18 protein-coding genes are annotated in these 18,509 nt (G+C 71.4%); 7 read left to right on the forward strand and 11 right to left on the reverse strand.

Annotated features, from left to right (window positions below; translation table 11 throughout):
* Window positions 1-40: 40 nt before the first annotated feature.
* The 5 genes from ABKW26_RS06510 to ABKW26_RS06530 are packed head-to-tail and all read left to right on the forward strand — an operon-like array spanning window position 41 to window position 7,361.
* Window positions 41-1,525 carry a cytochrome ubiquinol oxidase subunit I gene (locus ABKW26_RS06510; protein ID WP_348591964.1) on the forward strand — a complete coding sequence of 495 codons (1,485 nt, stop codon included), beginning with the start codon at window positions 41-43 and terminating at the stop codon, window positions 1,523-1,525.
* Window positions 1,526-1,556: 31 nt separating this feature from the next.
* Window positions 1,557-2,591 (forward strand): cytochrome d ubiquinol oxidase subunit II, encoded by a 1,035-nt coding sequence (cydB, locus tag ABKW26_RS06515; RefSeq protein WP_348591966.1) that lies wholly within the window; start codon window positions 1,557-1,559, stop codon window positions 2,589-2,591.
* Complete coding sequence (gene cydD, locus ABKW26_RS06520) at window positions 2,588-4,318, forward strand: thiol reductant ABC exporter subunit CydD (RefSeq protein ID WP_348591968.1); 1,731 nt, start codon at window positions 2,588-2,590, stop codon at window positions 4,316-4,318. Before cydB ends, cydD begins: the two co-directional genes overlap by 4 nt.
* Window positions 4,315-6,120 carry a thiol reductant ABC exporter subunit CydC gene (cydC, locus tag ABKW26_RS06525; protein ID WP_348591970.1) on the forward strand — a complete coding sequence of 602 codons (1,806 nt, stop codon included), beginning with the start codon at window positions 4,315-4,317 and terminating at the stop codon, window positions 6,118-6,120. The genes cydD and cydC overlap by 4 nt, the downstream gene beginning before the upstream one ends.
* Window positions 6,121-6,143: 23 nt before the next feature.
* Window positions 6,144-7,361: a histidine kinase gene (locus ABKW26_RS06530; RefSeq protein ID WP_348591998.1), complete on the forward strand. Its 1,218-nt coding sequence runs from the start codon at window positions 6,144-6,146 to the stop codon at window positions 7,359-7,361.
* Between the two features lie 56 nt (window positions 7,362-7,417).
* Here ABKW26_RS06530 and ABKW26_RS06535 read toward each other — a convergent pair whose 3' ends face one another.
* Window positions 7,418-8,044 carry a response regulator transcription factor gene (locus tag ABKW26_RS06535; protein ID WP_211281850.1) on the reverse strand — a complete coding sequence of 209 codons (627 nt, stop codon included), beginning with the start codon at window positions 8,042-8,044 and terminating at the stop codon, window positions 7,418-7,420.
* A 128-nt stretch (window positions 8,045-8,172) separates the two neighbouring features.
* On the opposite strand from ABKW26_RS06535, the gene ABKW26_RS06540 reads away from it, so the two are divergent.
* Window positions 8,173-9,120: a phosphoglycerate dehydrogenase gene (locus tag ABKW26_RS06540; protein WP_348591972.1), complete on the forward strand. Its 948-nt coding sequence runs from the start codon at window positions 8,173-8,175 to the stop codon at window positions 9,118-9,120.
* On the opposite strand, the gene ABKW26_RS06545 is transcribed toward ABKW26_RS06540, so the two are convergent.
* The 10 genes from ABKW26_RS06545 to ABKW26_RS06590 all read right to left on the reverse strand — a co-directional run bounded on the left by ABKW26_RS06545 (window position 9,117) and on the right by ABKW26_RS06590 (window position 17,950).
* Window positions 9,117-9,536: a DUF4259 domain-containing protein gene (locus ABKW26_RS06545; RefSeq protein WP_348591974.1), complete on the reverse strand. Its 420-nt coding sequence runs from the start codon at window positions 9,534-9,536 to the stop codon at window positions 9,117-9,119. The two genes, ABKW26_RS06540 and ABKW26_RS06545, sit on opposite strands and share 4 nt — an antisense overlap.
* Window positions 9,537-9,636: 100 nt before the next feature.
* Window positions 9,637-10,563, reverse strand: a complete 927-nt coding sequence (gene mutM, locus ABKW26_RS06550; protein ID WP_348591976.1) for a bifunctional DNA-formamidopyrimidine glycosylase/DNA-(apurinic or apyrimidinic site) lyase — start codon at window positions 10,561-10,563, stop codon at window positions 9,637-9,639.
* Window positions 10,564-10,592: 29 nt separating this feature from the next.
* Window positions 10,593-11,315 (reverse strand): ribonuclease III, encoded by a 723-nt coding sequence (rnc, locus tag ABKW26_RS06555; protein ID WP_348591978.1) that lies wholly within the window; start codon window positions 11,313-11,315, stop codon window positions 10,593-10,595.
* Window positions 11,316-11,365: 50 nt separating this feature from the next.
* Window positions 11,366-11,560 carry a 50S ribosomal protein L32 gene (gene rpmF, locus ABKW26_RS06560; RefSeq protein ID WP_348591980.1) on the reverse strand — a complete coding sequence of 65 codons (195 nt, stop codon included), beginning with the start codon at window positions 11,558-11,560 and terminating at the stop codon, window positions 11,366-11,368.
* 2 nt (window positions 11,561-11,562) lie between these two features.
* Entirely contained in the window at window positions 11,563-12,132 is a 570-nt protein-coding gene (locus ABKW26_RS06565) for a YceD family protein (RefSeq protein ID WP_348591982.1), read from the reverse strand.
* A gap of 128 nt (window positions 12,133-12,260) precedes the next feature.
* Entirely contained in the window at window positions 12,261-12,794 is a 534-nt protein-coding gene (locus ABKW26_RS06570; RefSeq protein WP_348591984.1) for a hypothetical protein, read from the reverse strand.
* The gene (gene coaD, locus ABKW26_RS06575) at window positions 12,787-13,308 is read right to left on the reverse strand and encodes a pantetheine-phosphate adenylyltransferase (RefSeq protein ID WP_348591985.1); all 522 of its coding nucleotides are present in this window, start codon (window positions 13,306-13,308) and stop codon (window positions 12,787-12,789) included. Before coaD ends, ABKW26_RS06570 begins: the two co-directional genes overlap by 8 nt.
* 4 nt (window positions 13,309-13,312) lie before the next feature.
* Window positions 13,313-13,915 carry a 16S rRNA (guanine(966)-N(2))-methyltransferase RsmD gene (rsmD, locus tag ABKW26_RS06580; protein ID WP_348591987.1) on the reverse strand — a complete coding sequence of 201 codons (603 nt, stop codon included), beginning with the start codon at window positions 13,913-13,915 and terminating at the stop codon, window positions 13,313-13,315.
* A gap of 19 nt (window positions 13,916-13,934) precedes the next feature.
* A complete protein-coding gene (locus tag ABKW26_RS06585; RefSeq protein WP_348591989.1) occupies window positions 13,935-16,229 on the reverse strand; it encodes an ATP-dependent DNA helicase RecG in 2,295 nt (764 codons plus the stop codon).
* Window positions 16,226-17,950: a DAK2 domain-containing protein gene (locus ABKW26_RS06590; RefSeq protein WP_348591991.1), complete on the reverse strand. Its 1,725-nt coding sequence runs from the start codon at window positions 17,948-17,950 to the stop codon at window positions 16,226-16,228. Before ABKW26_RS06590 ends, ABKW26_RS06585 begins: the two co-directional genes overlap by 4 nt.
* Window positions 17,951-18,263: 313 nt before the next feature.
* On the opposite strand from ABKW26_RS06590, the gene rpmB reads away from it, so the two are divergent.
* Entirely contained in the window at window positions 18,264-18,455 is a 192-nt protein-coding gene (gene rpmB / locus ABKW26_RS06595; protein WP_098454042.1) for a 50S ribosomal protein L28, read from the forward strand.
* Window positions 18,456-18,509 lie beyond the last annotated feature (54 nt).

The following is an 18,509-nucleotide window of genomic DNA, read 5'->3' on the forward strand; positions in this document are numbered from 1 at the left end:
GCGCACTCGCACTCGCAGTCGCCCGATCACCTGGAGCACCGTGGACGTCCTGGACCTAGCACGGTGGCAGTTCGCCATCACCACCGTCTATCACTTCTTCTACGTGCCCCTCACGATCGGCCTGGCTCCGCTCGTCGCGATCATGCAGACGGCATGGGTGCGCACCGGCAACGAGCGGTGGCTCAAGCTGACGAAGTTCTTCGGCAAGCTGCTCCTCATCAACTTCGCCATCGGGATCGTCACCGGCATCGTCCAGGAGTTCCAGTTCGGCATGAACTGGAGCGACTACTCACGGTTCGTGGGAGACGTGTTCGGGGCTCCGCTCGCGATGGAGGCGCTCGCGGCGTTCTTCGTCGAGTCGACCTTCCTCGGCCTGTGGATCTTCGGCTGGGACAAGCTGTCCAAGAAGGTCCACCTCGCGTGCATCTGGGCGGTGGCGATCGCCACCAACCTCTCGGCCTACTTCATCCTTGCGGCGAACTCGTGGATGCAGCACCCGGTCGGGGCGATCTACAACCCCGTGACCGACCGGGCCGAGATGAACGACATCGGCGCCGTGCTGACGAACCCCACGCTGCTGGCCGCCTTCCCGCACACCATCACCGCCGCCTGGCTCACGGCCGGGACCTTCGTCGCAGGCATCGCCGCATGGTGGATGGTGCGCGAGGTGCGCAGGGGCCGCAGCGACGTCGCCCGGGACGTGTACCGCCCGGCGGTCGTGCTCGGTCTGGTCGCCATGATCGTCTCCGGCATCGGCATCGCCGTCTCGGGAGACGCGCAGGCAAAGCTCATGTTCGACCAGCAACCCATGAAGATGGCGGCCGCGGAGGCGCTCTGCGAGGGCGAGTCGGGCGCGAGCTTCTCCATCCTCACCCTCGGCGACCTCTCCAACAGCTGCGAGGGCGTGACGCACGTCCTCTCGATCCCCGGCGCGACGAGCTTCCTGGCCGACGGGAGCTTCGACTCCTACCTCCCGGGCGTCAACGACGTGCAGGAGCAGTACGAGGAGCGTTACGGAGACGTCGACGCCGCGGGGAACCCCGTGGACTACTCGCCGAACCTCGCTCTCACGTACTGGAGCTTCCGGCTCATGATCGGCCTCGGTGCCGGCTCCGCCGCGCTCGCCCTTCTCGCCCTGTGGCTCACCCGCAAGGGACGGGTGAGCGACAGCCGGTGGCTCGCGCGGATCGGGCTCATCGCCATCCCGACGCCGTTCCTCGCGTCGTCCTTCGGCTGGATCTTCACCGAGACCGGTCGCCAGCCCTGGGTCGTCGTCCCGAACCCCACCGGCATCGACGCGATCCGCATGCTCACCGAGCGCGGCGTCTCGACCGCCCAGGGGCCAGGCGTCGTCCTCGCCTCGATGGTGATCTTCACGCTCGTCTACACCGCGCTGACCGTCGTCTGGGGCCGCCTGATCTGGCGGTACATGGTCGAGGGCGCACCGGCAACCGTCCACGACGACTCCCCCGAGGCCCGTGGCGACGACGACGCCACCGACCGACCGCTCTCCTTCGCCTACTGACACCCGCCCAGCGAGAAAAGACGTCTGACCCATGGATCTTCACATCGTCTGGTTCGTCCTCATCGCGGTCCTGTGGACCGGGTACCTCGTCCTCGAGGGCTTCGACTTCGGGGTCGGGATGCTCCTTCCTGTCCTCGGCCGCAAGGAGAAGGAGCGGCGCCTCATCATCAACACCATCGGCCCGGTGTGGGACGGCAACGAGGTGTGGCTGCTCACCGCCGGAGGAGCCACGTTCGCGGCCTTCCCGGAGTGGTATGCCACGATGTTCTCCGGCTTCTACATCCCGCTGTTCCTCATCCTCATCGCGCTCATCCTGCGCGGCATCTCCTTCGAGTACCGCAGCAAGATCAACGACCCCGTCTGGCAGAAGCGGTGCGACCAGGGGATCATCATCGGATCGTGGCTCCCGTCGATCCTCTGGGGCGTCGCGTTCGCCAACCTCGTCCGGGGCGTCGAGCTCGACGCCGACCACGAGTTCGTCGGAGGGTTCTGGTCCCTCCTGTCCCCCTTTGCACTCCTGGGCGGCGTCGTCACGCTGCTTCTCTTCCTCACCCACGGAGCCGTGTTCCTGGCGCTCAAGACCGAGGGCGAGACCCGCGTGAAGGCGCGACGGCTCGCGGGGTACTTCTCGGTCGCGAGCGTCCTCGCCGCCGGCCTCTGGGCCGTGTGGGCCCAGATCGCGTACTCCGTCATGTGGACGTGGGGCGCCGTGGCCGTCGCAGCCGCAGCGCTCGTCGGTGTGGTCGTCGCGAACGCGAAGGCGCGCGAAGGCTGGGCGTTCACGTGGTCCGCCGTCGCGATCGTCGCCGCCGTGGTCCTCATCTTCGGCTCGATGTATCCGGACGTCATGCCTGCACTCGATCCGGCGAACTCCCTCACCGTCGACAACGCGTCGTCGACGGACTACACGCTGACGCTCATGACGTGGGTCGCCGTGATCCTCACACCGCTGGTGCTCCTCTACACGGGGTGGACGTACTGGGTCTTCCGCAAGCGCCTCGGTCTCCACCACATCCCAGAGCCCATCGGGCTGCCGAGCCTGTCGGTCCCGCGCGACTCCGCGTGAAGCCTCTCGACCCGCGTCTGCTGCGCTTCGCGCGGCCCGCCCGCGGGTACATCCTGCTCGTCACCGCGACGGGGACCGCGACGGCTGCGCTCGTCGTCGCGCAGGCGCTCCTCGTGGCGGCTGCGCTGGCGCCGGTCGTCAGCAGCGGCGCGAGCCTCGAGGACGTCGCCGGCCCGCTCCGCTGGCTGCTGCTCGTGGTCGTGCTGCGCGCGGTCGTCCACGGCGTGCAGGAACGCTATGCACACCGCGCCGCGGCACGGGTGATCATGGACCTGCGAGCGCAGCTCGTGGCCCGGGCTGCTCGGCTCGGTCCGCGCTGGTCCGCCTCCGGCCGGGGCACGGACGTCGTGACGCTCGCGACCCGCGGCCTCGACGACCTCGCCCCCTACCTCGTGCGGTACCTCCCTCAGCTGCTCCTCGCCGTGACGGTCACACCTGCGACGCTGCTCGTCGTGCTCGGGCTGGACTGGATCTCCGCGGCGATCATCGCGGCGACGATCCCGCTCGTGCCGATCTTCATGATCCTCGTCGGTCAGATGACGCAGTCGACGTCCCAGCGCAGGCTCGCCGTCATGGAGCGCCTGGGCGCGCAGTCGCTCGACCTGCTCGCCGGGCTGCCCACCCTCCGCGCGTTCGGGCGCGAGCACGGACCGGCGACGCGCGTGCGTGACCTCGGAGAGGCCTACACGCGGTCGACGATGGGGACGCTGCGCGTCGCGTTCCTCTCCGGCATGGTCCTCGAGCTGCTCACCACGCTCTCCGTCGCGCTCGTCGCCGTCGGCGTGGGTCTACGGCTCGTCCACGGCGACGTCGGGCTCGAGCCCGCGCTGGCAGTCCTCGTCCTCGCCCCCGAGGTCTACCAGCCCCTGCGGCAGATCGGCGTGCACTTCCACGCGTCGCTCGACGGGATCACCGCGGCACAGAAGGCCTTCGACGTCCTGGAGGTCGAACCCCCGGCTGCCGGCACGTTGCCCGCGCCCGACCTTCGCCACGCGGAGATCCGTCTCGAAGGTGTCGGCGTCGATGCCCCCGGTCGGGGTGTCCGCGCGCCGGCGGGCCTCACGTGCACCATCCGGCCCGGACGGATCGTCGCGCTCGTCGGCCCCAGCGGAGCAGGCAAGACGACGGCCGTGCTCGTCCTCCTCGGTCTGCTGACGCCTGAGGTGGGGGGCGTGAGCGTCGGCGGCCTCCCCCTCACCGACATCGCTCCGGCGAGCTGGCGCGAGCAGATCGCATGGCTGCCGCAGCGGACCGCCCTGCCACCCGGCACCATCCGGTCCGCCCTCGGCGGGCGCGGACCGCACGGCGGCGCGCTCCTCGACGGGTCGCGCGCCGGGACGGACGCCGAGGAGCGGCTGCGGACGGTCGCCCGTCTCACGGGCCTGGACGACGTCCTGCGCACCCTCCCTGCGGGCCTCGACTCCGTCATCGGTCACGGTGGTGTGGGGCTGAGCGTCGGTCAGCGCCAGCGGGTCGCGCTCACGGCCGCGCTGCTCGGGACGGAGCAGCTCGTCGTCCTCGACGAGCCGACCGCTCACCTCGACGCCCTCTCGGAGACCCAGGTCCTCGACTCGGTCCGCGCGCTGCGCGACGCCGGGCGGACGGTCGTGCTCGTCGCGCACCGGGCGAGTCTCGTCGCCGTGGCAGACGACGTCGTCACGGTGCGCTCCGAGGCCACCGTCGAGCCCTCGTCCCCCGCACGCGACCGAGCGGTGGTGCACTCATGAGGCAGGACCCGCTCTGGCGCGCCGTCGCCCTGCTGGGGGTGTCGTGGCGCCGGGCTGCGCTCGCCGTCCTCCTGGGCGTGCTCGCCCTCGGCAGCGCGATCGCGCTCGCCGCCGTCTCGGCCTGGCTCATCGCCCGGGCGTCACAGATGCCCCCGGTCCTCACTCTCTCCGTCGCGACCGTCGCCGTCCGCACCTTCGGTATCTCCCGCGGAGTTCTGCGCTACCTCGAACGGCTCGCGTCCCACACGATCGCGCTGCGCGGGATGGCCACCCTGCGCACCCGAATCTACGAGTCGTTGGCCGTCGGTCGCCTCGAGTCCGTGGCGTCCCTGCGTCGCGGCGACCTCCTCGCGCGCGTGGGAGCTGACGTGGACTCGGTCGGCGACGTGGTCGTCCGGGGGCTCCTGCCAGCGGCGGTTGCAGCTGTGCTCGCAGTCGCGTCGACCCTCCTCGTCGGTACCCTCCACCCGGGAGCCGCCGCCGCGCTCGCGCTCTGCCTCGTCCTCGCCGGCGTCGTCGCGCCCTGGCTCGCCGCCGTCGGAGCACGGTCCACCGAGGCGGACGGGAGTGCCGCACGAGCCGACATGGCTTCGCTCGCGCAGGAGATCGTCGACGACGCCGCCGTGCTCACGGTGTCGGGTCACCTCGACGAGCGGCTCGCGGCCCTGCGCGCAGCGGACCGACGGCTGGCTGCCTCGACGGATCGCGGCGCTCGGACCTCGGGCGTCGCGTCGGCGCTCGGGAACCTCGCCGTGGGCGCGGCCGTGCTCGGCGCGCTCCTCCTCGCTGTGCCGGCGGTCGCGTCCGGAACGCTCGCCCCGGTCGAGCTCGCCGTCGTCGTCCTCACGCCGCTCGCAGCGTTCGAGGCACTCCAGGTGCTACCGGCTGCAGCGATCCAGATCTCCCGGTCGCGGCAGGCGGCGATCCGGGTCGTCGCACTCCTCGACAGTGCCGACACGCACCCTGCCTCGCTCGCAGACGCGCCCACGCCGGTCGCAGTCGACGACGGCGAGCACGAGGGGCACCTGGTCGCGTCAGCGCTCACCTGCGGGTGGCCGGGCCGCGAGCCGGTCGTCTCCGACCTGCACCTCACGGTGCACCCAGGGCAGGCGGTCGCCGTCGTCGGACCGAGCGGAACAGGCAAGACGACGCTCCTCATGACGCTCGCGGGGCTCCTTCCACCCGTCGACGGGACCCTGCTGCTCGACGGCACACCCCTCGGCTCGCTCCCCCGCGCGACGGTCGCCGCCACGGCAGCCCTCACCACCGAGGACGCCCACGTCTTCGACACGTCGGTGCTCGAGAACCTCCGGGTCGCCCGCGGGACCACGACCGAGGACGAGGCAGCGGCGGCACTCTCCCTCGCCGGTCTCGACGCGTGGCTCGCAGCCCTGCCCGATGGCGTGCACACCCAGCTCGGCCCCGATGCACGGACGGTCTCGGGCGGGGAGCGTCGCCGGCTCCTCGTCGCCCGCGCCCTGTGCTCCGCGGCCCCCGTGCTCCTCGTCGACGAGCCCGGAGAGCACCTCGACCCCGCGACGGCGGACGCGCTCGTGACCGACCTCCTCGCCCTGCGCGACAGCACCGAGCCCCGAGGGCTCGTCCTCGCCACCCACCGCCTCAGCGCGCTCCGCACGGTGGACGAGATCATCGTCCTCGATGCCGGTGGTGTGCTCGCCCGGGGTACCCACGATGCGCTCCTGGCGACCTGCACCGCGTACCGTGTCAGTGTCGAGGCGGAGAGCACGCAGGACCCTGCGGCTCCCTCCCCGACGACCGTGCCGTGCTCGAGGACGACGTGAGGACGAGGTGACCCGTGAGACCCATGGAAGCTGACGCGGTGGAGCGCGAGCGCTGGCTCAGCGCCGGTGCCCACATCACGACGATGCTCCTCTCCGGCACCCCGGAGGAGGACGTGCTCGAGCACATCGTCTCCGTCGCACGAGAGATCGCCGACGCCGACGCCGCCTGCCTCGTCCTCCCCGGGCTCAAGGGCGAGCTCGTCATGGAGATCGTCCGTGGCTGGGGCTCCGAGGACCTCCTCGGCCTCTCCATGCCCCACACGGGACTCTCGTGGACTGCTCTGCGGACCGGCAAGGGGCGGCTCGTGCCGTCGCTCAAGAACGCCCGCAACCTCAGCCTCGAGCCCATGCGGAAGTACGGGCCGGCGCTCTACGCCCCGATGGGGACCGCCGACAAGCCTGTCGGCGTGCTGGTCCTGCTCCGCAAGGACGGCGAGGAGTCGTTCATCGGCAAGGACCTCGAACGGGCGTCGACCTTCGCCGACCAGGCTGCCCTCGCCCTCGTGCTCACCGAGGCGCGCCAGGCCCAGGGCCTCACCAAGCTCGTCGAGGAGCGGGAGCGCATCGCCCGCGACCTCCACGACCTCGCCATCCAGCAGCTCTTCGCCACCGGCATGCAGCTCGAGACCGTCCGCCGGCGCGCCGCGCGCGGCCTCGACAAGGCCGGTCTCATCGCGATCCTCGACGAGGCGCTGGACAACGTCGACAACTCCGTCCGCGAGATCCGGTCCATCGTCCACTCGCTGCGCGACCCGGACGCGGCCACGGGCCTCGTCGAACGGCTGCGCCGCGAGTCCGCGCTCGCCCGCACGGGTCTGGGCTTCGCGCCCTCCCTCGTCATCTCTCTCGACGACACGAGCCTCGGCGCGATCGACGACGACGAGGAAGCGCTCGACGCGCTGGTCCCGCAGGCGCTCGCCGACGACATCCTCGCGGTCGTCCGGGAGGGGCTGGCGAACGCTGCCCGCCACGCCCGAGCGTCGTCGGTGTCCGTCCGCGTCACGGTCGTGTCCGGCCAGGGCGCCTACGCGGGCACCCCGGGGCACGTCACGGTGGAGGTCGAGGACGACGGGGTGGGTCTCGGCGCGCCGAGCGGACGGAAGTCCGGCACCTGGAACGTCGCGGCACGCGCGCGGCAGCACGGCGGGACGTCGTGCCTCGAGAGCTCACCCTCTGGGCGGGGCACGCTGCTCACGTGGTCTGCGCCCCTCAGGCTCCCGGCTACGGGCGCTCTCGTCTGAGAGCACCCGCCCGGTGCGGTGTCAGCGGTGTCACCCGCGGCGAGCGGTCTCTCTCGTCACTTCGTCGGGTCCTGTGCCCACGCGTGGTTGCGGCGGGCCGCAGCCCAGGCTGCGACCTGCGTCCGACGCTGGAGGCCCATCTTCGCCAGGAGCGACGTGATGTGGTTCTTCACGGTCTTCTCGGCGATGCTCAGCCGCTCCGCGATCTCGCGGTTCGACATCCCGTCACCGATGAGCTCGACGACCCGGATCTCGCTCGGGGTGAGGTCCTCGGTAGGGTCGTCGTGCTCTCGACGCCGACGCGTGACGGTCCGCTCGTCGAGCAGGACGCGCCCCGCCGCGACCGCGCGGACGACGTCCGCGATCTCCGCCCCGCGCACGCTCTTGAGCACGTAGGCCGCTGCGCCCACCTCGAGAGCCGCAGCAAGGGCGGTGTCGTCGTCGAAGGACGTGAGGACGATCGCCCGGATTCCCGGCTGGCTCGCCCGCAGGGTCCGCATGAGGTCGATCCCCGTCCCGTCGGGGAGCTGGAGGTCGACGAGCATCACCTGGGGGTGGACGAGCTCTGCTCGTCGGACCCCCTCGGCGACGCTCCCGGCCTCGGCGACGACGCCCATGCCCTCGGCGCGGTCGATCACCTCGGCGATCCCTCGGCGCACCACCTCGTGGTCGTCGACGATCATGACGCTGATCTGCGCGTCGGCAGGCTGGTTCTCGCTCTTACTGTCCACCCTCGCATCCTAGACACCTCCGGGCCGCCGAGCCGTAGGACGTGCGGATGATCGTCGCGGAAGTTTGGCATGGTGGGCACATGAAGGTACTCCTGCCCACCTCGCTCCCCCTGACCGTCTCGGCCCCCGCGGGACACGGCGTGGCCTTCGTCGACTACGACCCGGCCGCCCCCGTCCCCGACGAGCACACCGATGCCGAGGTGCTCGTCGCCTGGGGCAACCCCCGCTCCCAGCTCGCCGACAGCGCCCGACGGCTCACCGCGCTGCGCTGGATCCAGGCGCTCGCCGCCGGACCGGACGTCATCCTCGCCGCCGGCTTCGACCCGGGCGTCGTCGTGACGTCCGGTCGCTCTCTCCACGACGGCCCCGTCGCCGAGCACACGCTCGCTCTCACGCTCGCCGCCGCGCGGCGCCTCGACCTCATGCACGACGCGCAGCGAGCGGGTCGGTGGGCGCGCGAGCTCGGCGGTGTCCAGTCCGCAGAACCGAACCACTTCCCCGGGCTGGGGAGCCTCCGCGGCCGGGAGGTGACCATCTGGGGCTTCGGCGGGATCGCCCAGCGGCTCGCCCCGCTCCTCGAGATGCTCGGCGCACACGTCGTGGGCGTCGCGACCCGCGGCGGTGAGCGGTCGGGCTTCACCGTCATCACCGAGGAGTCGCTCGGTGACCGTCTCGCGGTCACGGACATGCTCGTGATGATCCTCCCGGCGACCGCACAGACCGAGCGCAGTCTCGACGCGGCCCGGATCGCCCAGCTGCCCGCCGGTGCGTGGGTCGTCAACGTGGGGCGCGGCACCACGGTCGACGAGGAGGCCCTCGACGCGGCGCTGCGCGCAGGAACGCTGGGGGGCGCCGCGCTCGACGTCTTCGAGCGAGAGCCCCTCGAAACCGGGTCGCCGCTGTGGACGGCACCGAACGTCATCCTCACGCCCCACGCCGCCGGCGGGCGACCGCTCGACGCCGCACCGCTCATCGAGGCGAACCTCGCGGCGTTCCTCGCCGGAGAACCGCTGGTCAACGAGGTCTAGACCGGGCCCCGCCCCTGGTAGGCCTTCAGCTCACCGACGGACTCCTCGGCCGAGCGGAGCCACGTGTCGAGCTCGTCGGTCTCCTCCCACAGCTCGTAGAGCTCGGACGCCTCGGATCCGCTCAGCGTGCGGTCCGCGACCGAGACGACCCACGCGAGCCGTTCGCGCGAGAGCCCGGCCAGGAACGGTCCGAGGTCGATGCCGGTGAGGTCAGAGGACGGGGGTCCGTTGCGCACACCGAGGCCGACGAGAGAGAGGTCCACGAGAGCGAGCGCGATCTGACCGCCGTCGACCTCGAGGTAGTCGTCCTCGAACGCCCACCCCAGCTCGTCGAACGAGAACTCGCCCGCACGGATCGAGGCGAGGAGATCGACCGCCCCGTCGTTCTCGAACGGACCTGATCCCCAAGCACCCACGCCGACACCTCTTCACGTCATCCACAGGCTCACGCCTCGGTGCAGGCACACTACACGCACCGACGACCACGGGCAGCGCCCGCCAGCGCAGAACGGCTGCTCAGCGAGGTGACCGAGGCGCCCGCTGACAGAGCGGGCACCGGAACGACGACCGGTTCATGAACTCTTCCCGCCGGATCGGCGTGCCACACCGACGGCAGGGCTCCCCCTCGCGACCGTAGGCGTCGAGCGACCGGTCGAAGTAGCCCGAGGCGCCGTTGACGTTGACGTAGAGCGCGTCGAAGCTCGTCCCGCCTTGCTCCAGCGCCTGGGTCATGACCTCCTGCGCCGCGTCGAGGACAGTGCGGACGGCAGGCCTCGCCAGGCCCTCCGTGGTCCGGGCGTAGTGCGTCCGGGCGCGCCAGAGCGCCTCGTCCGCGTAGATGTTCCCCACCCCGGAGACGACCGTCTGGTCGAGGAGCGCTCGCTTGATGCCCGTCCGACGACGCCTGACCCGGTCGACGAGCTCGTCGCGGCCAGGAGTCCCGGGCGCCAGCACCGGGTCGAGCAGGTCGCGGGCGATGTGCGTCGTCGGTGCCGGGAGGAGAGCCAGGTCCGAGCCGAGCCCGCCGGGGCCGCCGTCGATGGTCGGGACGAGCTCCGTCACGCTCAGGTGGCCGAAGGTCCGCTGGTCGACGAAGTCGAGGGCGAGCGGTGCTCCGCCCGGGTCCCGCAGCCACAGCCGCACCCGCAGGTGGGGTGCGAGGGTCTCGATCGTGACGGCAGAACGCACGAGCAGCTGGCCGCTCATGCCCAGGTGCGCCATGAGTGCCTCGTCGCCACCCTCGAGCAGCAACCACAGGTACTTTCCCCGACGCACAGCGGCAGTGAGCCGACGGCCTGCGAGCTGCCCCTCGAAGTCCCTCGGGCCTCCCGTGTGGCGACGGACGCTGTAGTCGCGAAACACCTCGACCTTCTCGACGAGGGCACCGAGGACGGTGCGCTCGAGCCCGTCACGGACGGTCTCGACCTCGGGCAGCTCAGGCACGTCGTCCCACGGGGCGAGTCACGGTCCGGTCACCGAGAGGCGGGCAGCGGACGCGCGACGAGAACCTCGTACGCCTCCTGGGCCGCGACCTGCTCGGCGTGCTTCTTCGCGCTCCCGCGACCGGTCCCCAGGACCTCGCCGTCCACGGTCACGCGCGAGGTGAACACCCGTGCGTGATCCGGGCCCTCTGCGTCGCTGGAGTACTCGGGCACGCCGCAGCCGTGCTCGGCGGCAGCCTCCTGGAGCGACGTCTTCCAGTCGAGCCCCGCGCCGAGGCCCGCAGCGACCGCGAGCGTGTCGTCGACGAGGCGGTGGACGAACTCGCGCGCGACCTCGAGCCCGTGGCTGAGGTAGACGGCGCCGATGAGTGCCTCGACCGTGTCCGACAGGATCGAGTCCTTGTCGTAGCCGGCCGTGCCCATCTCGCCCTTGCCGAGCAGGATGAACTTACCGAGCTCGAGCTTGCGGGCGATCGCCGCCAGCGCGCGCTGCGAGACCGTCGCGGCCCGCATCTTCGCGAGCTCGCCCTCGGGCCGCTCCGGGTGCCGACGGTACAGAGCCTCCGCGGACACGAGACCGAGCACCGCGTCGCCGAGGAACTCGAGCCGTTCGTTCGTGGGGATGCCCCCGGCCTCGTGCGCGAACGACCGGTGGGTCAGGGCAAGCACGAGAAGCTCGGGGTCCAGTGGGACCCCGAGCTTCTCGAGAAGTTGGTATGCCGGTGTGACCTGACGCTGAACCTTCGGTGCCACCGGTCTCTACCCCTTCGGCTGAATCTTGTGACGCGGGAAGCGTCGAAGAGTCAGTTGGCGTGCTCGGTGCGCATCGCCTCGACGTACTGGCGACCCTTGTAGGTACCGCACGTGGGGCATGCAGCGTGCGACAGCTTGTCGCCCTTGCACTGGGGGCAGGTGGTGAGGTTCGCGGCGGTGGTCTTCCACTGCGAACGACGCGCACGGGTGTTGCTGCGCGACATCTTGCGCTTCGGAACAGCCACGGCTAGCTCTCTTTCGTCTCGTCGAACATGCTCTGTAACGTCGACCACCGGGGATCGACTATGTCATGACTGTGCTCGCCGGCATCTGCCAGACGCGCTCCACACTCGGAGCACAGACCTGGGCAGTCCGGTGAGCACAACGGTTGGAATGGTAGTGCAGTGACCACCGAATCCCGAAGTACAGGTTCCAGGTCGATGAGATCGTCCTGGAGCTCGAGCACTTCCTCTTCCTCGTCCCCCGCGTCCTGAGCCGCTTGCGCACGCTCGGGATACACGAACAGCTCCTGGATGTCGACGTCCACGTCCTCGACGACCTCGTCCAAGCACCGCCCGCACTCCCCGACCGCCCGACCAGCGACGGAACCAGAGACGAGGACCCCCTCCATGACGGCTTCGAGCCTCAGATCAAGCTTGAGCTCGCTGCCCTCGGGGATGCCGATGACGACCGTCCCGAGATCACCTGGAGCAATCACCGTGCGTTGAACCGTCCGCATCGATCCGGGACGCTTGCTGAGCTCGCGTGTCTCCAGCACGAGCGGCGAACGAGGATCAAGGGTGATGGGACGCTCCACGGTGATTCCAAACGGGTGGGTTCTCGGTCGGAGCCGTGAGTGGCAGGACCAACAGGCAATGCTACTTCATCGCAGGGGCGCTTCCCAACCAGGACGCCCACCAGGGCGAGAGACGCGTGACACGGTCCTCAGCGGTCGTCGTCCCGCGCGGGCGCGCCCTCGTCGGACTCCCCCAGACGGTCGGCGAGCTTGACGCGTCCGGCGTGCACCTGCGCGAGGATCTTGCCGAGGTCGATCTCGAACTCTGCCAGCCGGCGGTCGCAGTAGTCGTCCGCCTCGTGACGGAGCGTCGCCGACGTAGCCTCGGCGTGCGCGACGATCTCTCGGGCGTGCGCCTCGGCCCGTACGACGACCTCCTCGGCGCTGATGAGCTCCTCGGCGCGGGCGCGAGCGGTCGCGATGAGGTCCTCCGCCTCGGCCTGCGCCTCGGCGAGGACCTGGTCGGCGTCCGAGAGGACCTCGTCCGCTCGCGTGAGCTGCGTCGGCAACGCGTCCCGGAGCTCGTCGATGAGATCGAGCGCCTCGTTGCGGTTCACCAGCACGGACGACGACATCGGCATCGCCCGCGCCCGCTCGACGACGTCCGTCAGGGCGTCGAGCAGCGTGGGCACACCGAGGTGCTCGCCCTCCACGTAGGTCTCGTTCTCGTCGTGGCTACTCATGGTGCTCCTTGCTCGCCGAAGTGCGTCCACGCCCCACGGTGCCATCCAGAGCGCCCCGGACGGCGGAGGCAACGCCGTCAGGGACCAGATCGACGATGCTCCCACCGAAGCGCGCGACGTCCTTGACCAACGAGGACGCGACGTGCGCGAGGGCAGGATCTCCTGGCAGGAAGACCGTCTCGACTCCGACCAGGTGGCGGTTCATCAGCGCCATCGGGAGCTCGGCGTCGAAGTCGGCGCCGCCCCGCAGCCCCTTGACGATCGCCTCGGCACCGACCTCCTCGCAGAAGTCCACGAGGAGCCCGGGAACGAGCTCGACGCGGACGCCGTCGAGGTGCGCGAGCGCGCCGCGGGCGAGCTCGACGCGCAGTTCGGCACCGAGCAGCGCAGCCTTGGTCGAGTTCTGCGCGACCCCGACGACGACCTCGTCGAAGAGCCTGCGCGCGCGCGTGATGATGTCGAGGTGCCCGAGGGTGATCGGGTCGAAGGATCCGGGGCAGACGGCTGTTGTCACGCGATCACGGTAGACCAGGTTCCCCGCCGGGACCGGTCGGCTCGTGACCCTCGTCACGGAGGGTGACCTCCGCGTAGTGGACGACCGTGTCGCCGTAGGTCTTCGCAGCGATGGAGTTCCACGACGACGGCCACCGCGGCTCGGGAGAGCGGGACGACCGCTCCACGACGATCACGCACCGGGAGGACACGTGCGGTTCGAGGGCGGTGAGCACCTCGGCGACCTCGGCGTCGGTCACGTCGTACGGGGGGTCGAGGAAGACGAGGTCCCACGGGTGTGCGGGTGGGCTCGCAGCGGCCCTCAGCGCCTTGTCGGTGACCACGCGCACGCCACCGAGCCCGAGCGCTGCCACGTTGGCAGCGCAGACCTGGGCGGCCTGCCGCGACAGGTCGACGAGGGTCACCTCGGCGGCACCTCGGCTGGCGGCCTCCAGGCCGAGGGCACCCGAGCCGGCGTACAGATCGAGGACGCGCGCGTCCTCGATCGCTCCATAGTGCTCGAGGCGGGAGAAGATCGCCTCCCGGACCCGGTCGCTCGTCGGGCGCGTGCCCTTCGGTGGGACGGCCAGGCTGCGGCCTCCTGCTCGTCCTGCCACGATCCTCGTCACGCGCCCAGCCTAAGCCGGGCTAGGCGCGGTCGAGGAACTCCTCGCGCTCGCCCGAGAGCCGTTCGGCGATCGCGGCACGCAGCGCCGGCCACGGGGACAGCTCGGCGTCCTCGGCGACGACCTCGTCGGCGTCGGCACGAGCGTCCGCGATGACGTCGGCGTCCCGGACGACCCGCAGGAGCCGCAGGGAGCTCGCGCGGCCGGACTGCGCCGACCCGAGCACGTCTCCCTCGCTGCGCATCTCGAGGTCGGCCGCGGCGAGCTCGAAACCGTCCGTCGAGCCGGCCACGGTCGCCAGCCGGCTGCCCGCGGGCGAGTCTGGCGACGCCTCCGTGACGAGCAGGCAGATGCCGGGCTCGGACCCGCGCCCGACGCGCCCGCGCAGCTGGTGCAGCTGGGAGATGCCGAACCGGTCGGCATCGAGGATCACCATGGCGGTCGCCCGGGGGACGTCGACCCCGACCTCGACGACCGTCGTCGAGACGAGGAGGTCGATGTCACCTGCTGTGAAGGCTGCCATCGCTGCCTCCTTCTCCGGCGCGGCCATCTGCCCGTGGAGGATGCCGATCCGCACCCCGTCGAGCACAGGCAGCCCGCGGAGCTCGTCGGCGACCTCGAGGACCGCGCGCAGCGGGCGCCGCTCGGGCTCGCCGTCGGGCGGGGCTGCGCCGTCGAGGCCTCCGAGGTCGAGGCCGTCTCCCGGTGCGTCGTCGGCCGCGGAGATGCGTGGGCACACCACGTAGGCGCTCCGCCCTGCCGAGATCTCCTCCCGGACCCGGGCCCAGGTCCGCGCCGTCCAGGCAGCATTCCCGGCCGGGACCACGTGGGTGGTGATCCCCGACCGGCCCGCAGGGATCTCCCGGAGCGTCGAGATCTCGAGGTCGCCGAACACCGTCATCGCGACCGTGCGCGGTATCGGTGTCGCCGTCATGACGAGCAGGTGCGGTGCGCGGGCAGCCTTGGTCCGCAGCGCGTCCCGCTGCTCGACGCCGAAGCGGTGCTGCTCGTCGACGACGACGAGACCGAGGTCGGCGAACTGGACGTTCTCACCGAGGAGCGCGTGGGTACCCACGACGATGCCGGCCGCGCCGCTCGCCGCGTCGAGCAGGTTGCGCTTGCGGTCGGCGGCACCCTGGGAGCCCGTGAGCAGCGCCACCCGCGTCCCGTGCTCCGCCCCACCGAGGAGACCGCCGTCCGCGAGGTCTCCGAGGAGCGTGCGCAGCGTCCGTGCGTGCTGTCCGGCGAGCACCTCGGTCGGCGCGAGGAGCGCGGCCTGGCCCCCTGCGTCGACGACCTGGAGCATCGCCCGGAGCGCCACGACCGTCTTGCCCGAGCCGACCTCGCCCTGGAGGAGCCGCTGCATCGGGCGGTCGCGCGCGAGCTCGCCGGAGATCTCCTCGCCGACGGTGCGCTGCCCTGCCGTGAGATCGAACGGGAGGCGGGCGTCGAAGTCCTGGAGGACGCTGGCGCCGCCACCGCCACCGCTGTCTCCAGGGCCGGCCGGCGGGAGGAGCGGGCGCGCGACCGCCTCGAGGTGCGCCGCCTGCGACCGCCGACGTGCCAGAGCGACCTGGAGGACGAACGCCTCCTCGTACCGCAACCTGTCGCGACCGCGCTGCCACTGGGCGTCGTCCTGCGGCTCGTGGACGTCGACGAGCGCCTGGTGCAGACCCACGAGGTTGCGGCGCTCCCGGACCGCGCCGGGGATCGGGTCGGGTACGTCGTCGGGTGTCAGCGGGCCGAGGACGGTCCGTACGCACCGCTCGATGCGCCACGTCGGAGCGGCGGCGCTCGCCGGGTAGATGGGGATGGGTCTGCCTGCCTCGACGAGCGCAGCGGCCTCGTCGTCCGCGTCCACGCCGACGACGAGGTAGTCGGGGTGCGTCAGCTGACGTTCACCGCGGTACTCCGAGACCACCCCGGTGAACAGTCCCGTGCGCCCCGGTCGCAGCTTGTCCTCGTGCACCCGCAGGGCTCCGGGTCGCTTCGCGAAGAAGGTCAGCCCGAGGCGCTGCGTCCCGTCCGTCACGACAGCCTGGAGCATGGCCCCGCCGCGCGAGCGCATGTGCCGCACCGTGGCCGTGACGACCTGGGCGAGGACCGTGACGTGCTCCCCCACGACGAGTCCCGTCATGTCGGTCATGCGACCCGGCTCGCCATAGCGACGGGGGTAGTGCCGCACGAGGTCCTCGACGGTCTGGAGGCCCATCTTCGCGAGCGGTCCTGCGGAGCGCGCACCGAGGACGGCGGCGAGCGGCTCGTGCATCCGTGCGACGGGCACCTGGTCCCAGGCGCTGGGCGCCGTCTCGTTCATTCTCGCTCGACCCCCAGGACGACGGTGCCGGAGCGTCTCCCGGACGCGAGCGCGACCACGTCGATGCCCGGTGCCAGCCGCTCGGCCGCACCGACGACCGCGTCCGTGACCTCGTCGGGGACGGCGTCGTCCACGAGGACCGTGAGCACGGTCACCGACCCGTGGTCTGGGCTCAGCAGCAACGCCAGCGCGGCGCAGACGTTCGCCGGGTCGGCATCCTGGACCGCGGTGGACCGCACCGAGCCGACCGCCGCGCCGAGCATCTCGACGAGGTGGGCAGGCTCCGCCCGGTCCGGGGCGGGCGGGACGGTCGCCCAGCGCGCCATCGCCGCGACCACCTGCAGGTCGCTCGCGCTCTCCAGGACGTGCAGGCGGACGCGGTCCTGCCCGGCAGCGGGCATCGCGCCGGCGTCGGAGACCCAGGTGCGGGCGGCCTCCCGGGTCGCTGCGTCCGCCGGGAGCAGGAGGACCTCCCGCGCCCCGGTCTCCTCGACGGCTCGTCGCACGTCGTTCGCCGCGACGGGGACGGACTCCCGGAGGACGACCACGGCGCCGGCACGCGCGAGCTCGGTCACGAGACCCGGCGAGGCGGTGCACGCGACGATGCCGAGGGCAGCAGGTCCCGGGCTCTCCTCCTGCTCGTGCGCGGCGCTGGACACCTGATGCTCGAGGCTGCGCACGACCACCTGGCGCTGCGTCCACGGCTGTCCGGCGCGCAGCGCCTCGAGAGGACGGTCGGTGTGGACGTGCACCTGCCAGAGCCCGTGCGACGTCCCGTCCCTGTCCTGTCCGGTCGGACCACCGACGACGGCGACCGAGTCCCCGATGTGCCGGAGCTCGTCACGGAGAAGCCCCGCCACCGCGCTGAGAGACACCTCGCTCGTTCCGGAGCCGTCGGTGCTGTGCTCCACGACGTACATGACCTCGAACTCTCCGTCGACGCCGGCACCGACGGGTCGTCCGACCTGTTCGTGAGCGCAGGCGGCCACGACCTCGTCGGCGTCCGAGCCGGACGGCTCGACGCTCAGCGTCGTCAGGACGGTCATGGGCGCGATCCTCCCCTGCCCCTCCGACACCGGTCCGTCACCGCCCAGCGCTCGGCACAGCGCGTCGAGGACGAGCACCAGCCCGTACGCACCGGCGTCGAGCACGCCCGCCTCACGCAGGACGTCGAGGTCGTCCGCGCTCCGACGGAGCGCGTCCTGAGCACCGCCGCGCGCGTCCTGCACGACACGACAGAGGTCGGCACCGGCGTCGAGCGCGCCCTGAGCGGCGTGGGCGGCGCCTGCCGCCGCGGAGAGGATGGTGCCCTGGCGCGGCTGACCGACTGCGGCATGGGCACAGCGGGCGCCTTCCCTCAGCGCAGCGACGACCGTCGCGGCCGCCGACCCGGTGTGCGAGCCACGCGCACCCGCGGCGAAACCTCGCAGGTACTCGCTGAGGATGACGCCTGAGTTTCCACGGGCTCCGAGCAGCGCGCCTTCGGCCAACGCGTGCAGCACCGCGTCGACGTCGGCGTCGGCGGAGAGGGCGTCGACGTTCTCGCGCCCTTCGCCGAGCGTGAGCCACATGTTCGTCCCGGTGTCCGCGTCCGCGACCGGGAAGACGTTGGCCCGGTCGATCACGGGTCGAGCGAGCGTCAACAGCTCTGCAGCGCCGCGGACCCACGCCCGGAGCGCGTCCGCGGTGAGCGTGCCGTGAGCCGTCCCGACCTCTGCCACACGCGCCTCCTCGTCCGTGATCCGGTGCGACGTTCGCCCGACGTCATATGATCGCGCAGATCGGAAGAGGTGCTGCGCGCGGCGTCCCACAGACCTCGCACCAGCAGTGCTGAACGACCCGTCTCGCAGCACAACTTGAGTCTGGTGCCCAGAACCGGCTACCCTATCGAGGTTGCCCGGAAGTACTCGGGCATTCGCGGATCGCTCTGAATCTCACCTGCATGGACGTCTCATGCGCGGTGCAGTGTCGCTCCGCAGCCCACAGACCATTGAATTCGCCGCCTCGCGGCGTGCATGACGATCAGGAGAGACCGTGGCTGCCAACTGCGACGTCTGCGCAAAGGGCCCGAGCTTCGGGCACAGCATCTCGCACTCGCACGTGCGCACGAAGCGCCGCTGGAACCCCAACATCCAGCGCGTTCGCGCAATCGTCAACGGTGCACCCAAGCGCCTCAACGTGTGCACCTCCTGCCTCAAGGCAGGAAAGGTCACCCGTAACGTCTGAGCACTCCACCAGGATTGCTCGCGTCGAAGCCCCGCCGGACCAGTGGTCCGGCGG

The sequence above is a fragment of the Sanguibacter sp. 25GB23B1 genome, assembly GCF_040012415.1.
Lineage (GTDB): Bacteria > Actinomycetota > Actinomycetes > Actinomycetales > Cellulomonadaceae > Sanguibacter.